This window comes from Clostridium sp. CTA-5, from assembly GCF_054768135.1.
In genome coordinates this window covers 38,143-53,206 of sequence record NZ_BAAAAT010000006.1, presented here as the reverse complement: position 1 = coordinate 53,206, position 15,064 = coordinate 38,143, and the positions used below count along the sequence as shown (strand labels likewise).

General features: G+C 28.7%; 14 protein-coding genes. All 14 read left to right on the top strand.

The window, feature by feature from the left end:
• Positions 1–191: 191 nt before the first annotated feature.
• A complete protein-coding gene (locus tag ACYUET_RS12675) occupies positions 192–773 on the top strand; it encodes a zinc dependent phospholipase C family protein (protein ID WP_460280333.1) in 582 nt (193 codons plus the stop codon).
• 187 nt (positions 774–960) lie between these two features.
• Positions 961–1,326, top strand: a complete 366-nt coding sequence (locus ACYUET_RS12670) for an ArsR/SmtB family transcription factor (protein WP_460280137.1) — start codon at positions 961–963, stop codon at positions 1,324–1,326.
• A 13-nt stretch (positions 1,327–1,339) separates the two neighbouring features.
• On the top strand, positions 1,340–3,532 hold the full coding sequence (locus ACYUET_RS12665; protein ID WP_460280135.1) for a heavy metal translocating P-type ATPase: 2,193 nt from the start codon (positions 1,340–1,342) through the stop codon (positions 3,530–3,532).
• 206 nt (positions 3,533–3,738) lie between these two features.
• A complete protein-coding gene (locus ACYUET_RS12660; RefSeq protein ID WP_460280133.1) occupies positions 3,739–4,305 on the top strand; it encodes a manganese efflux pump MntP in 567 nt (188 codons plus the stop codon).
• Positions 4,306–4,442: 137 nt separating this feature from the next.
• Complete coding sequence (locus ACYUET_RS12655; RefSeq protein WP_460280131.1) at positions 4,443–5,072, top strand: redox-sensing transcriptional repressor Rex; 630 nt, start codon at positions 4,443–4,445, stop codon at positions 5,070–5,072.
• 384 nt (positions 5,073–5,456) lie between these two features.
• Positions 5,457–6,239, top strand: a complete 783-nt coding sequence (locus ACYUET_RS12650; RefSeq protein ID WP_460280129.1) for a short-chain-enoyl-CoA hydratase — start codon at positions 5,457–5,459, stop codon at positions 6,237–6,239.
• 81 nt (positions 6,240–6,320) lie between these two features.
• Entirely contained in the window at positions 6,321–7,460 is a 1,140-nt protein-coding gene (locus tag ACYUET_RS12645; RefSeq protein ID WP_460280128.1) for an acyl-CoA dehydrogenase, read from the top strand.
• A 14-nt stretch (positions 7,461–7,474) separates the two neighbouring features.
• Positions 7,475–8,257 carry an electron transfer flavoprotein subunit beta/FixA family protein gene (locus ACYUET_RS12640; protein ID WP_460280126.1) on the top strand — a complete coding sequence of 261 codons (783 nt, stop codon included), beginning with the start codon at positions 7,475–7,477 and terminating at the stop codon, positions 8,255–8,257.
• A 22-nt stretch (positions 8,258–8,279) separates the two neighbouring features.
• Complete coding sequence (locus tag ACYUET_RS12635; RefSeq protein ID WP_460280124.1) at positions 8,280–9,287, top strand: electron transfer flavoprotein subunit alpha/FixB family protein; 1,008 nt, start codon at positions 8,280–8,282, stop codon at positions 9,285–9,287.
• A gap of 98 nt (positions 9,288–9,385) precedes the next feature.
• Positions 9,386–10,234 carry a 3-hydroxybutyryl-CoA dehydrogenase gene (locus ACYUET_RS12630; RefSeq protein WP_219779859.1) on the top strand — a complete coding sequence of 283 codons (849 nt, stop codon included), beginning with the start codon at positions 9,386–9,388 and terminating at the stop codon, positions 10,232–10,234.
• A 263-nt stretch (positions 10,235–10,497) separates the two neighbouring features.
• Positions 10,498–11,664, top strand: a complete 1,167-nt coding sequence (locus ACYUET_RS12625) for an NADPH-dependent butanol dehydrogenase (RefSeq protein WP_460280122.1) — start codon at positions 10,498–10,500, stop codon at positions 11,662–11,664.
• Between the two features lie 267 nt (positions 11,665–11,931).
• Positions 11,932–12,339, top strand: coding sequence for a C-GCAxxG-C-C family (seleno)protein (locus ACYUET_RS12620; RefSeq protein WP_460280120.1), 408 nt, complete (start codon positions 11,932–11,934; stop codon positions 12,337–12,339).
• Position 12,340: 1 nt separating this feature from the next.
• Positions 12,341–13,243 (top strand): DNA-3-methyladenine glycosylase family protein, encoded by a 903-nt coding sequence (locus ACYUET_RS12615; RefSeq protein WP_460280118.1) that lies wholly within the window; start codon positions 12,341–12,343, stop codon positions 13,241–13,243.
• A 240-nt stretch (positions 13,244–13,483) separates the two neighbouring features.
• Complete coding sequence (locus tag ACYUET_RS12610; RefSeq protein WP_460280116.1) at positions 13,484–14,968, top strand: 4Fe-4S dicluster domain-containing protein; 1,485 nt, start codon at positions 13,484–13,486, stop codon at positions 14,966–14,968.
• The last annotated feature ends 96 nt before the right edge of the window (positions 14,969–15,064 follow it).

Sequence of the window (15,064 nt, the reverse complement as noted above, 5' to 3'; positions counted from 1 at the left end):
TTATTATATATATATGATTCTAATTAGATAATATTAATGTAGATATTTATGTTTTATAAAAATTAAATAAAAAATTATAAATGTATTAACTTAATTAGAACATATATAATTAATAGTATTATTAGGTTTATTTATTAATATAATTTATTGGGTATTGAAAAAATTTATTTAGAGGATGTGGTATTAGGTTGATGATTAATACACATAAAATCATTGGACAAAACATTTTAACTTATGCCAATAGTAAAAGTGTTTATTTAATTAATGATTATAGATTTATATGGGGGAATATAAAGCCAGATTGTGCATCAAAATATAAGTTAATGAAACATTATTTTGATGAAAGTATTGATGTAATGGTTGATAAGATAATAAAATTAGCTTCATTATCTTTAGGAGATATTTATTATAAAATTTCTATTGGAAAGTTTAGTGAAGAAATTGGAGTCGTATGTCATTTTTTATGTGATTATTTTTGTGCTCCTCATTATTATAGATGGGAATTTAAAAATACTATTCAAGTTAAAAATCATATGGTATATGAAAAAGATTTAGGTAAGATAGCTAAAGAATTTAAACCAACCGGTATAATAACTTCAAATGTTACTGTAGATAATGTTAAAGAATTTATTTTGGATTTACAAGAGCAATATAAAGGATCTTTAGATTATAAAAATGATTTAACTTATTCATATTATGTATGTGATAGTATAGTAAACATGATTTTAAATAATGTACTTTTTAATGAAAGTACTTCAGGAAGAGTTGTATAAAATTTTTAATAAAACTAAAAAAGAATGGACTGCTGCATTTAGTTTGCAACAATCTATTTATTTAAACAAAGAAGTTTATTTTTTAAATAAACTTCTTTTTTAGTTGCAAAAGTGCACTAAAATACATATAATATAATTAAACATATGAACAATCAAACATATGAACATGTTTTTGGAGGAAGTAATTATGAAAAAAAATGAAATTGAAATAGAAAAGTGCAATTGTAATGTTATACATGAGGAAACGGTAAAGAAGGTTAAGGATTTATTACCTAAAGAAGAAACATTATATGATTTAGCTGAATTATTTAAAGTTTTCGGAGATTCTACAAGAATTAAAATAATATGTGCTTTATTTGAATCAGAAATGTGTGTTTGTGATATGGCTGCACTTTTAGGAATGACTCAATCAGCAATATCTCATCAATTAAGAACACTTAAATCTGCTAGGTTAGTTAAATTCAGAAGAGATGGTAAGGTAATTTACTATTCATTAGATGATGAACATATAAAACACATATTTGATGAAGGATTTAAACATATTATTGAATAGGAGATGATAGAGAGTGGCAAATGACATTAAATTATTGTTAAAAGGTTTAAATTGTGCTAATTGTGCTGACAAAATTGAAAAAAGAGTAAATAATTTAGAAGAAGTAAGTGAAGCTAACATGAATTTTTCACTTGGAATAATTACAATACAACCAATTAAAGAATCTGATTCAGAAAAAATTATAAATAAAGTTAAAAATATAGTTAAAGAATTAGAGCCAGATGTTATTGTTAGTAAATATAGAAGAGATGGTAACAATATAAAGAGATATAATGTTAAGCTTAAAGCAAATAAGGCTCCTTTAAATAAAATTGATGGTAGTAAAAATTTTAAAAAAGATAAATCATTAGCTACTAATAAATTTATAAAATTTTTTAATCAAGAAAATATGATGTCTATTATAGGAATTATACTATATATTATAGCAATTATATTTAGAGAAGATACCTATTTAAATATAAGTGTATTTATTTTAAGCTATGTTTTAATAGGAGGAAATGTACTAAGGATTGCTTTTAAAAATATCTTAAGAGGAGAAGTCTTTGATGAGAACTTTTTAATGAGTATAGCGACATTAGGTGCATTAGCTATAGGTGAATATCCTGAAGCAGTAGGGGTTATGATATTTTATAAAATAGGAGAGTTACTACAAGGATATGCCGTAAATAAATCTAGAAAATCAATTACATCTCTAATGAATATTAGACCAGAGTATGCTAATGTTTTAACTAAAAATGGAGAACGTAGGGTATCACCAAAACAAGTTAAAGTTGGAGATTTAATAATAGTTAGACCGGGGGAAAGAGTTCCTCTTGATGGAACAATAGTAGAAGGAGAAGGTCTTGTAGATACTTCAGCATTAACAGGAGAATCAATTCCTAGAGAAGTATATAAAAATAATGATATTTTATCAGGAAGTATTAATTTAAATTCAGTGATAAAAATTAAGGTTACAAAAAACTTTGGAGAATCTACTATTTCTAAAATTTTGGACATGGTTGAAAATGCAAGTAATAAAAAAGCACCTACGGAACAATTTATTACTAAGTTTTCAAGAAAGTATACTCCTATAGTTGTATTTTTAGCTATATCAGTAGCAATAATTCCTCCAATTATAATTTCAGGAGAAGAATTTTCAAAATGGCTTTATAGAGCATTAATATTTTTAGTTATATCTTGTCCATGTGCTCTAGTTATATCAGTTCCTTTAGGCTTATTTGCAGGAATTGGTGGAGCATCAAAAAAAGGAATATTAGTTAAGGGTGGAAACTATCTTGAAGCTTTAAAAAATATAGATACTGTTGTATTTGATAAAACAGGAACTTTAACTAAGGGAATATTTGAGGTTACTGAAGTTAATGCAGTAGATATTAATAAGGAAGAATTATTAAAATTTGCAGCTTTAGCAGAAAGTTTCTCTAATCATCCAATAGCACAATCAATAGTTAGAGCTTATAATGGTAATTTTGACAAAAATGATGTAGATAATTATGAAGAATTATCAGGTTATGGAGTTAAAGCTATAGTTAAAGGGAAAGAAGTCGTATTTGGAAATTTTAAGTTAATGCAGGATATAGGGATTAAATGTGAAAGAGAAAATAAATTAGGAACAGTTATTTATGCTTCAATTGATGGAAAATATAAAGGGAATTTACTGATTACAGACCAAATAAAAGAAACTTCAAAAGAAGCTATTAAAAAACTAAAAAGCTTAGGTATAAGAAAAATAGTTATGTTAAGTGGAGATAATAAAACGGTAGCTGAAACAGTTTCTAAAGATTTAGGTATAGATGAATTTGAAAGTGAACTTTTACCAGTAGATAAAGTTTTGAAGGTAGAAAAATTAATTTCAAATAAGAAATCAAATGGTAAAGTGATTTTTGTAGGAGATGGAATTAATGATGCACCTGTACTTGCAAGATCTGATATAGGTGTAGCGATGGGCGGGATAGGATCTGATGCTGCAATAGAAGCTGCTGACGTTATTTTAATGAAAGATGATCCATTATCTTTAGTACAGGCTGTGAAAGTAGGACAAAAAACCAATTCAATACTATGGCAAAATATAATATTTTCACTTCTTGTTAAAGTTTTTGTATTAGTTCTTGGAGCATTAGGTATGGCTAATATGTGGGAGGCTGTTTTTGCAGATGTTGGTGTTACATTAATAGCTGTATTAAATTCTATGAGAGCCTTAAAAGCATAAATAATTTAATTATTAAAAGGGCAATTTAATATAAAGTATTAAATTGCTCTTTTTTAATTTGATTAAAAATAATTTGAAAACAAATTATTTAATTGACAATAAAAATTTAAAAAAGTATACTGAGATTTCAGAAAAAAATATATTATATGAGATAAAACTAGAAAAAATTAAGTTTTTATATTATGATAAACTATGGAGGACAGTAAATGCCAATTGTAACAATTATATTTATATCAATAGGTTTAGCTATGGATGCTTTTGCTATATCTCTTACTACAGGTCTTAAAGTTTCTGAAAATGAAAAAAAACGGACTGCATTAAAAGCCGGTATATATTTTGGTGGTTTCCAAGCAATAATGCCTTTAATTGGGTGGAGTTTAGGATACGGATTTAACCAATATATACAAGAATGGGATCATTGGATTGCATTTATTTTATTAAGCATTGTAGGAGGAAAGATGATTTATGAATCTTTATTTGGAGAAGAAGATGAAGAAAATATTGATATAAATTCCAATAAGAGATTTTTAATATTAGCAATTGCAACAAGTATAGATGCTTTAGCAATTGGAGTGAGTTTTGCTTTTTTAAGTGTTAATATATTAACTGCGGCTTTTTTTATAGGGATAATTACATTTATTATTAGTTTAGTAGCTGTATATATTGGGAAAATAGTTGGAAATTTACTTAAAGACAAAGCAGAAATCATGGGAGGAATAATTTTAATTCTAATGGGATTTCAAATTTTGGTTGAACATTTAAAATTATTTTAGTTAACATTGAAAAAAGAAAAAAAGAAAAAGAAAAAAAGAATATATACAATAAATTATTAAGATTGTGAAAAAATAGATTAAATATTTTTAAATATATATAATATTAAAATAGATAATATTAAATAAGGAGAAAGTGTATGGAAAAGAATAAGAATATATCTATGGCAGTAATTAAGAGATTGCCTAAATATCATAGGTATCTCAATGAACTTATGAAAAATGATGTAGATCGAATTTCTTCAAAAGAACTAGGACAAAAAATAGGTTTTACAGCATCACAAATAAGGCAAGATTTAAATTGTTTTGGAGATTTTGGCCAACAAGGATATGGATACAATGTTAGGGACTTGTATGCTCAAATCAATTCTATATTGGGACTAGATAAAGAGTATAATGCTGTATTAATTGGAGCAGGAAATATTGGGCAAGCAATTGCGAATTATAGTAGATTCGATAAATTAGGAATTATGATTACGGCAATTTTTGATGCAAATCCTAAGTTAATAGGAATGAAAATTAGAGATATTGAGATTAGAGATATTGATGAGTTAGGCAAATTTTTAAGCTGTCAATCTATAGATATTGGGGTTATATGTGTACCTAAAAAGAGTGCTCAAAAAGTATCAGATGAATTAGTTAGAGGTGGAATCAGAGGGATTTGGAATTTTGCACCAATAGATTTACAAGTGCCTGATGATGTTAAAGTAGAAAATGTTCATTTGAGTGAAAGTGTATCTACGCTAATTTATCAATTGCATCAACAATAATTGATAAATTAATTATATATAAGAAGAATAGTTAGAATAAAATTAGTATGAATTATGCGAACATTATAAAAAATCTGTTAATAACAGAATATCTTATTGCAAATAATATAGTTAAGTATTATAATTTAAATTAAGGTTGGATTGGATATATTTGATTATTTTTTTTGTAATGAATTGTTAATATTATAACAATAATTAGTAAGACTAAAATAAATGTGCAAAAATTTTATTTTTAAGAAGATTTGTTAATATTATAACAATGCTAGTCCATGTAATTAATATATAAGTAAAAATAAATTTGATAAATAATAAATAATAATTATAATTTTTGTTAATTATTAATTTATAAATATAAATATTAAAATTTAAAGGAGGACTATAACTATGGAATTAAAAAATGTGGTTCTTGAAAAAGAAGGACATTTAGCAATTGTCACAATCAATAGACCAAAAGCTTTAAATGCATTAAATTCAGAAACATTAAAAGATTTAGATACTGTATTAGAAGATTTAGAAAAAGATAATAATGTATACGCAGTTATATTAACTGGTTCAGGAGAAAAATCTTTTGTTGCTGGAGCTGATATTTCAGAAATGAAAGATCTTAATGAAAACCAAGGTAGAGAATTTGGAGAATTAGGAAATAAAGTATTTTTAAGATTGGAAAATTTAGACAAGCCAGTAATCGCAGCTATCTCAGGATTTGCTCTTGGCGGTGGATGTGAATTAGCTATGTCTTGTGATATAAGAATAGCTTCAGAAAAAGCAAAATTCGGTCAACCAGAAGCAGGTCTTGGAATAACACCTGGATTTGGTGGAACTCAAAGATTAGCTAGAATAGTAGGACTAGGAAAAGCTAAAGAAATGATTTATACATGCGATATAATCAAAGCAGAAGAAGCTTATAGAATAGGATTAGTTAATAAAGTAGTTTCATTAGAAAGTTTAATGGATGAAGCAAAAGCTATGGCTAATAAAATAATAGCAAATGCTCCAATAGCTGTTAAACTTTGCAAAGATGCAATCAATAGAGGTATGCAAGTTTCTATAGATAAAGCAGTCCTAATTGAAGCTGAAGATTTTGGAAAATGTTTTGCTTCTGAAGATCAAACAGAAGGAATGACTGCATTCTTAGAAAGAAGAGAAAAGAATTTCCAAAATAAATAATATTATTTAAGTTAAAAATCTATTAAAGATTTATATATAATCGATCATCAATAGAGTGTAATCAATAAGGAGGGTAATTTAATGAATTTCCAATTAACTAGAGAACAAGAATTAGTACAACAAATGGTTAGAGAATTCGCACAAAACGAAGTAAAACCAATTGCTGCTGAAGTGGATGAAACTGAAAGATTCCCAATGGAAAACGTTGAAAAAATGGCTAAGTTAGGTATAATGGGTATTCCATTTTCAAAAGAAGTTGGAGGAGCAGGTGGAGATGTTCTTTCATACATAATGACTGTTGAAGAATTATCAAAAGTGTGTGCTACAACTGGTGTTATAGTTTCAGCTCATACTTCATTATGTGCATCAGTAATTAATGAACATGGTACTCCAGCTCAAAAAGAAAAATATTTACCTGAACTTGCTCAAGGTAAGAAAATAGGTGCTTTTGGTTTAACTGAACCAGGTGCTGGAACAGATGCTGCTGGACAACAAACAACAGCTGTATTAGATGGAGATCACTATGTATTAAACGGATCTAAAATCTTCATAACTAATGGTGGAGTTGCTGAAACTTTCATAATATTTGCTATGACTGATAAGAGCCAAGGAACTAAAGGAATCTCTGCATTTATCGTTGAAAAGAGTTTCCCAGGATTCTCAATCGGTAAATTAGAAGATAAAATGGGAATAAGAGGATCTTCAACTACTGAACTTGTAATGGAAGATTGTATAGTACCAAAAGAAAACTTACTTGGTAAAGAAGGTAAAGGATTTGGTATAGCAATGAAAACTCTTGATGGAGGAAGAATTGGTATAGCTGCTCAAGCATTAGGTATTGCAGAAGGTGCTTTTGAAGAAGCTGTTAACTACATGAAAGAAAGAAAACAATTCAGAAGACCATTATCAGCTCAACAAGGTTTACAATGGTACATTGCTGAAATGGATGTTAAGATAGAAGCTGCAAGACATTTAGTATATAAAGCTGCATGCAAAAAACAAAATGGAGAACCATACTCAATAGATGCTGCAAGAGCTAAATTATTTGCTGCAGAAGTTGCAATGGATGTTACAACTAAAGCAGTTCAAATCTTTGGTGGATATGGTTACACTAAGGATTACCCAGTAGAAAGAATGATGAGAGATGCTAAGATAACTGAAATTTATGAAGGAACTTCAGAAGTTCAAAAAATGGTTATCGCAGGAAGCATTTTAAGATAGGGAGGACTTTTATAATGAATATAGTAGTTTGTGTTAAACAAGTTCCAGATACTACAGCCGTAAAGATTGATCCAAAGACAGGTACATTAATAAGAGATGGAGTTCCATCAATTATGAATCCAGAAGATAAACACGCTTTAGAAGGTGCATTACAATTAAAAGAAACTGTTGGTGCAAAGGTAACTGTTATAAGCATGGGTCTTCCAATGGCTAAGGCTACATTAAGAGAAGCATTATGTATGGGTGCTGATGAAGCTATCTTATTAACAGATAGAGCATTAGGAGGAGCTGATACTTTAGCTACTTCAAAAGCATTAGCTGGAGTAATAGCTAAATTAGACTATGATTTAGTATTTGCTGGAAGACAAGCGATTGATGGAGATACTGCTCAAGTTGGACCAGAAATTGCTGAACATTTAAATATTCCTCAAGTTACTTACGTTCAAGGTGTTGAAGTTAAGGAAGCAGGAACATTATTAGTAAACAGAGCATTAGAAGATGGATTTGAAAAGATTGAAATAAAAACTCCATGTCTATTAACTGCAATAGAAGAATTAAATGAAGCAAGATACATGCATGTTGCAAATATATTCTCTACTAGCGATGATCAAATCAAAGTTATGAGTGCAGATGATATAGATGTAGATAAGTCTGAATTAGGACTTAAAGGTTCACCTACAAAGGTTAAGAAGTCAATGACTAAAGAAGTTAAGGGTGCAGGCGAAGTTGTAAACAAACCAGCTAAAGAAGCAGTAACTTATGTATTAGGCAAATTACAAGAAAAACACTACATCTAAGATAATAGGAGGGTAATTTAATATGAATATAGCAGATTACAAAGGCGTTTGGGTCTTTGCAGAACAAAGAGAAGGCGAATTACAAAAAGTATCTTTAGAATTACTTGGTGAAGGTAGAAAGATTGCAGATAAATTAGGAGTTAAGTTAACAGCTTTATTATTAGGTAATAATATTGAAAACTTAGCTAAAACATTAGGAGAACATGGTGCAGATGAAGTTTTAGTTGCAGAAGACAAAAACTTAGAACACTATACTACTGATGCTTACACAAAAGTTATTTGTGACTTAGCTAATGAAAGAAAACCAGGAATATTATTTATAGGAGCTACTTTCATTGGAAGAGATTTAGGTCCAAGAGTAGCAGCTAGATTATCAACTGGATTAACAGCAGACTGTACATCATTAGATGTTGAAGTTGAAGGTGGAGCTTTATTAGCTACTAGACCAGCATTTGGTGGTAACTTAATGGCTACAATTGCTTGTCCAGAACATAGACCACAAATGGCTACAGTAAGACCAGGAGTTTTTGGAAAAATCAACACTGATGCAAGTAATTGTAAAATAGAAAAAGTTGAAATAAAACTTGCTGATAGCGATGTTAGAACTAAAGTTATAGAAATCATTAAAGCACACAAAGATGTTGTAGATATATCAGAAGCTAAGATACTTGTAGCTGGTGGTAGAGGAGTAGGTTCAAAAGAAAACTTCGCATTATTACAAGAATTAGCAGAAGTTTTAGATGGATCTGTAGCTGGATCAAGAGCTGCTATTGATAATGGATGGATAGAAAGAGATTACCAAGTTGGTCAAACTGGTAAGACTGTAAGACCATCAATCTATATAGCTTGTGGTATTTCAGGAGCTATCCAACACGTTGCTGGTATGCAAGATTCAGATATGATTATAGCTATCAATAAAGATGAAACTGCACCAATTATGCAAGTTGCAGATTATGCTATAGTTGGAGATGTTACTAAGGTTTTACCTGAATTAATAGCTCAAGCTAAAGCTGTAAAAAGTGCTGAATAATTAAATATAATATACTTATTTTAGACTTTAATCCTTCATTAAAAGTTATCTTTTAATGAAGGATACTTATAAATAAAGATTTTGAGGAGGATTTATCAATGAAAAAGGTTTTTGTACTTGGTGCTGGAACAATGGGTGCTGGAATAGTTCAAGCATTCGCACAACATGGTTATGAAGTAATCGTAAGAGATATAAAAGATGAATTTGTTGAAAGAGGAATAGCAGGAATCAACAAAGGTTTAACTAAACAAGTTGCTAAAGGTAAAATGACAGAAGAAGTTAAAGAAGAAATACTTTCAAGAATTTCTGGAACAACTGATATGAAATTAGCTGCTGACTGCGATTTAGTAGTAGAAGCTGCTGTTGAAAATATGAAAATAAAGAGAGAAATATTTGCTGAATTAGATGGAATCTGTAAGCCAGAAACTATTTTAGCATCTAACACTTCTTCATTATCAATAACTGAAGTTGCTTCAGCTACAAAGAGAGCAGATAAAGTTATCGGAATGCATTTCTTTAACCCAGCTCCAGTAATGAAGCTTGTTGAAATTATCAGAGGAATGGCTACTTCACAAGAAACTTTTGATGCTATAAAAGAATTAACAATAGCTATCGAAAAGAACCCAGTAGAAGTTGCAGAAGCTCCAGGATTCGTTGTAAATAGAATATTAATTCCAATGATCAACGAAGGAATTGGAATATTAGCAGAAGGTATAGCTTCAGTTGAAGATATAGATACAGCTATGAAATATGGTGCTAACCACCCAATGGGACCTTTAGCATTAGGAGATCTTATAGGATTAGACGTTTGTCTAGCTATCATGGATGTTTTATATAATGAAACAGGAGATACTAAATACAGAGCTCATAGCTTATTAAGAAAATATGTAAGAGCTGGTTGGTTAGGTAGAAAGACTGGAAAAGGATTCTACGATTATTCAAGATAATCTTATTAGATATAAAAAGTTCTCAGAGCAAATTGCTTTCTGAGAGCTTTTTATTTTTGGGTAGAATATCCTATAATTTGTCATATATATAAAAATCAGATAAAAATTAGTATCATAGATATAATAAAAATTGCAATTTTTATTATAGATTAAGAATTTGAGAAAACGTTTTATAAAATGAGTAAAATTTAAAGGATTTCATAAATTTTAATAGAAGTTATATATATAATTAAAAATTTATTTTCAGGAGGGTTATTGAGATTATGATGAGATTTACATTGCCAAGAGACATTTATTATGGAAAAGGATCAATGGAACAACTAAAGACTCTTAAAGGTGAAAGAGCAGTGTTGGTACTTGGCGGAGGTTCAATGAAGAGATTTGGTTTTGTTGACAAAGCCATTGAGTATTTAAAAGAAGCAGGTATAGAAGTAAAATTAATAGAAGGTGTAGAACCAGATCCATCAGTAGAAACAGTATTTAAAGGTGCTGAATTAATGAAAGATTTTAATCCAGATTGGGTTATAGCTATGGGGGGAGGATCTCCAATAGATGCTGCAAAAGCAATGTGGGTATTCTATGAACATCCAGAAAAAACTTTTGATGATATAAAAGATCCATTTACTATACCGGAATTAAGAAGTAAAGCAAAATTCTTAGCAATTCCTTCAACTAGTGGAACAGCAACAGAAGTAACAGCATTTTCAGTAATTACAGATTACAAAACTGAAATAAAATATCCTTTAGCTGATTTTAATATAACTCCAGATGTTGCTATAGTGGATCCAGAGTTAGCTGAAACAATGCCACCTAAGTTAACAGCTCATACTGGTATGGATGCATTGACTCATGCTATTGAAGCTTATGTAGCTACATTAAATTCTCCATTTACAGATCCATTAGCATTAAAAGCTATTGAAATGGTTAAAGATTATTTAATTAAATCTTATGATGGAGATAAAGATGCAAGAGAACAAATGCATTATGCTCAATGTTTAGCAGGAATGGCATTTTCAAATGCATTATTAGGAATAACTCATAGTATGGCACATAAAACAGGTGCAGTATTCCATATACCTCATGGATGCGCAAATGCTATTTATTTACCTTATGTAATTGATTTTAATAAAAAGTCAGCATTAGATAGATATGCTAAAATAGCTAAATCTATTGGATTAACTGGTGAAACAGATGATGAATTAGTAGATTCATTAACAAACTTAATAAAAGAATTCAATAAAAAACTATCAATACCATCTACTTTAAAAGAATATGGAATTGATGAAGCAGAATTTAATGCAAAAGTTGATTTAATTGCTGAAAGGGCTATAGCAGATGCTTGCACTGGATCAAATCCAAGACAATTAAATAAAGATGAAATGAAGAAAATATTTGAATGTGCTTATCATGGAAATAAAGTTGATTTCTAAGTTTAAGTAAATTTTAAACAAAAGGTTTTAGTATTTTAGGATACTAGAACCTTTTTATTCTTTCAACTGCCTTGATGATTTTTTTGTTAAAGAAACTATATAATTAAAAAATAAATTTTTAACAAGAGATATAGAAAAATAACAATATTATGAGTTCTAGATATTGGATAAATAAAGGTATATAATATATTTTAGATATACATAAATGAAAATGTGTACTATATTAAAACATAAGAATTTAAATTCAAAATTGGGTTGGTGACATACATGTTAAAAGAGATGGCAAAAAAATATTGGGATGACAAATATGATTTAAATTGCGCTGAATGCTTAATATATGCAGCAAATGAAGAATATAATTTAAAGTTATCAGATGAAACATTAAAAACTATGTCTGCTTTTGGTGGGGGAATGGCAATCGGAGATGTGTGTGGTGTTATATCTGGATCTATAGCAGTAATCGGAATCATGTTTACTGAAATAAGTGGACATAAAAGTCCTATTGTAAGAGAATTAACAAGGGAATTTATAAATGTATTTAAAGAGAAGCTTGGTAGTAATAATTGTATTGAATTAAGGAAAGAATATAGAAGAAGTGATGAAGGTTGCATTGTAATGGTAGAAACTGCAGCAGAGGTACTTGAAAATGTTATATCTAAAAATATGAGGTGTTAGTATGGATTATAAAAATATCGAAGTCTTTCAAGATTATTTAGTAATAAAGCAAGTTAAAAATTTTAAATTAAAACATATCTTTGAATGTGGTCAAATTTTTAGATTTGAAGAAATTGAAGATAATGATTTTATAGTTATTGCTTTTGGTAAAGTAATAGAATTTAAAGAAGATGGAGAAGACATAATAGTTTATAATACTACTGAAGAAGAATTTAATAGTATTTGGATAGAGTATTTAGATCTAAAAAGGGATTATTCAGTTATTAAATCAGAATTATCAAAAGATAATTTATTAAAACAAAGTATTGAATTTGGTTATGGAGTTAGGGTTTTAAATCAGGATCCATTTGAAATGTTAATAAGCTTTATAATTTCAGCAAGAAATAATATACCATCTATAAAAAGGACTGTAAATAAAATAGCATCTAAATGGGGAAAAGAAATTAATTATAAAGGAAAGACATATTATGCATTCCCAACAATACATGAGATTAAAGATGCTACTTTAGAAGAAATTCAAGAAACAGGAGCCTCTTTTAGAAGCAAATATATAATAGATACAATAAGCAATGTTTATAAGGGGATAAAAAATGAAGAAGGATTTAAAAAATATGATTTAGAGTATATTAAATCTTTAAGTGATGATGAATGCCATATTGCGTTACAAGAATTTAAAGGTGTAGGAGCTAAAGTAGCTGATTGTATAATGTTATTTTCTATGAGAAAATCATCAGCATTTCCAGTAGATGTATGGGTAAAACGTGCAATGATACATTTTTATAACGCAGAAGAAGGATCATTAAATAAAATTAGAATATTTGCAAGAAATAAATTTGGAGTATTATCTGGATTTGCTCAACAATATTTATTTTATTATGCAAGGGAAAATAATATAAAAATATAGAATAATTATTTAATTGTTAAAAAAATATCAATATTATTATTAATCTATAATAAATACATCAAATTAATACATATATCAACATGAATTTTATAAATTTTTTAATTCAATTATATTTACATACAGCAAATTTCAGAAAAATTAGAATAATGTGATTATAACTATAGTGGTACTATTAATATGATATAATTGCCTTATCATGACAAGTATAAAGTAATAAATTTGGTGGGAGAGTGTGTGTAGATGTTCAAATTTGAAAATCAACTTGTAAAATTAAAACATGATGTATTAACTAGTATTGTAAGAGTGGCAAAAGAGAAAGAAATAACAAAGGAAGAATTAGAAAAAATACCGTATGAAATAATTCCAGGCGAAGAACCTTCTTATAGAGAAAGTGTAAAACGTGAAAGAAGTATATTATTAGATAGAGCTAAATTAGCAGCGGGTTTTCTTCCAAACGGAGCAGATTCAGATGAATTAGTTAATGTAGAAGAAGAAAAACAAATATTATATGTTATAAAAGAAGCTTGTGATATGTGTCCAACAAAGAGATTCCAAGTAACAGATGCATGTAGAAATTGTATAGCACATAAATGTCAAAGTGTTTGTAACTTTGGTGCTATAACTTATGTTGATGGAAGAGCTTATATTGATCCAGATAAATGTAAGGAATGTGGAATGTGTAAAAAAGCATGTCCGTATGATGCAATTGCAGAAGATATGAGACCATGTAAAAAATCTTGTCCAACAGGTGCATTAGATATAAATTCAGATAAAAGAGCAATGATTAAAGAAGAAAAATGTGTTAATTGTGGAGCTTGTATGGCAGCATGTCCATTTGGAGCTGTAGAAGATAAAAGTTCATTAGTTAGAGTTGTTAAACAATTAACTAATAAAGAAAAGGTATATGCAGTAGTTGCACCAGCAATAGCAGGTCAATTTGGACCAAAAACAACTTATGGACAAGTTAGAAATGCAATTAAAGCATTAGGATTTACAGATATGGTAGAAGCAGCTTGTGGAGCAGACGCTGTTACTGTACACGAAAGTAATGAATTTGTAGAGAGAATGGAAAATGGAGATGCATATATGACTAACTCATGCTGTCCAGGTTTCTTAAGCTATATTGAAAAAATGATGCCAGACCAAGTTGAAAGAATATCAGGGACTGTTTCACCAATGGTTGCAACAGCACGTTATATAAAGGCAACAGATAAAGATGCAAAAGTAATCTTTATAGGACCTTGTACTGCTAAAAAATCAGAAGCATTAATAGATTCAATAAAAGATGCAGTAGATTATGTATTAACTTTTGAAGAACTAATTGCTTTATTTGATGGATTTGATATAAATCCAGAAACTTGTGATGATATTTTAGTTGATGAAGCATCAATATTTGGTAGAGGATTTGGAGTTAGTGGAGGATTAACTAGCGCTATAGAAAACTATGTTAAGGATAAGCAAATAGAAGTAGATTTTAAACCAGTTAAAGTTTCTGGTGGAGCTGAAATAAAGAAAACTATGACTATGGCTAAACTTGGCAAGTTACAAGGAAACTTCATAGAAGGAATGATGTGTGAAGGTGGTTGTATTAATGGAGCAGGTAAATTTGTTTCAGTAATGAAGGCTAAAGCAACATTTACAAAAATTAATCATCAAGCATCAATGAAAACTGTACTATCAAATGAAAAGATAAAGGAATATGAAGATATAAATTTAGAAAGATAATAATTTGATATAAATTTAAGATAAAAAGAGTTCTAAAATCCTAGGACTCTTTTTATTTTTATAGGATTCAATATATGAAAATGTGAAAAGGAGTAC

What these genes read in the sequence shown, in the direction of transcription:
- ACYUET_RS12620 (WP_460280120.1), top strand. Translation starts at nt 11,932, where the DNA reads ATGTTAAAAGAGATGGCAAAAAAATATTGGGATGACAAATATGATTTA.
- ACYUET_RS12660 (WP_460280133.1), top strand. Translation starts at nt 3,739, where the DNA reads ATGCCAATTGTAACAATTATATTTATATCAATAGGTTTAGCTATGGAT.
- ACYUET_RS12645 (WP_460280128.1), top strand. Translation starts at nt 6,321, where the DNA reads ATGAATTTCCAATTAACTAGAGAACAAGAATTAGTACAACAAATGGTT.
- ACYUET_RS12655 (WP_460280131.1), top strand. Translation starts at nt 4,443, where the DNA reads ATGGAAAAGAATAAGAATATATCTATGGCAGTAATTAAGAGATTGCCT.
- ACYUET_RS12635 (WP_460280124.1), top strand. Translation starts at nt 8,280, where the DNA reads ATGAATATAGCAGATTACAAAGGCGTTTGGGTCTTTGCAGAACAAAGA.
- ACYUET_RS12670 (WP_460280137.1), top strand. Translation starts at nt 961, where the DNA reads ATGAAAAAAAATGAAATTGAAATAGAAAAGTGCAATTGTAATGTTATA.
- ACYUET_RS12640 (WP_460280126.1), top strand. Translation starts at nt 7,475, where the DNA reads ATGAATATAGTAGTTTGTGTTAAACAAGTTCCAGATACTACAGCCGTA.
- ACYUET_RS12650 (WP_460280129.1), top strand. Translation starts at nt 5,457, where the DNA reads ATGGAATTAAAAAATGTGGTTCTTGAAAAAGAAGGACATTTAGCAATT.
- ACYUET_RS12625 (WP_460280122.1), top strand. Translation starts at nt 10,498, where the DNA reads ATGATGAGATTTACATTGCCAAGAGACATTTATTATGGAAAAGGATCA.
- ACYUET_RS12630 (WP_219779859.1), top strand. Translation starts at nt 9,386, where the DNA reads ATGAAAAAGGTTTTTGTACTTGGTGCTGGAACAATGGGTGCTGGAATA.
- ACYUET_RS12675 (WP_460280333.1), top strand. Translation starts at nt 192, where the DNA reads ATGATTAATACACATAAAATCATTGGACAAAACATTTTAACTTATGCC.
- ACYUET_RS12615 (WP_460280118.1), top strand. Translation starts at nt 12,341, where the DNA reads ATGGATTATAAAAATATCGAAGTCTTTCAAGATTATTTAGTAATAAAG.
- ACYUET_RS12610 (WP_460280116.1), top strand. Translation starts at nt 13,484, where the DNA reads ATGTTCAAATTTGAAAATCAACTTGTAAAATTAAAACATGATGTATTA.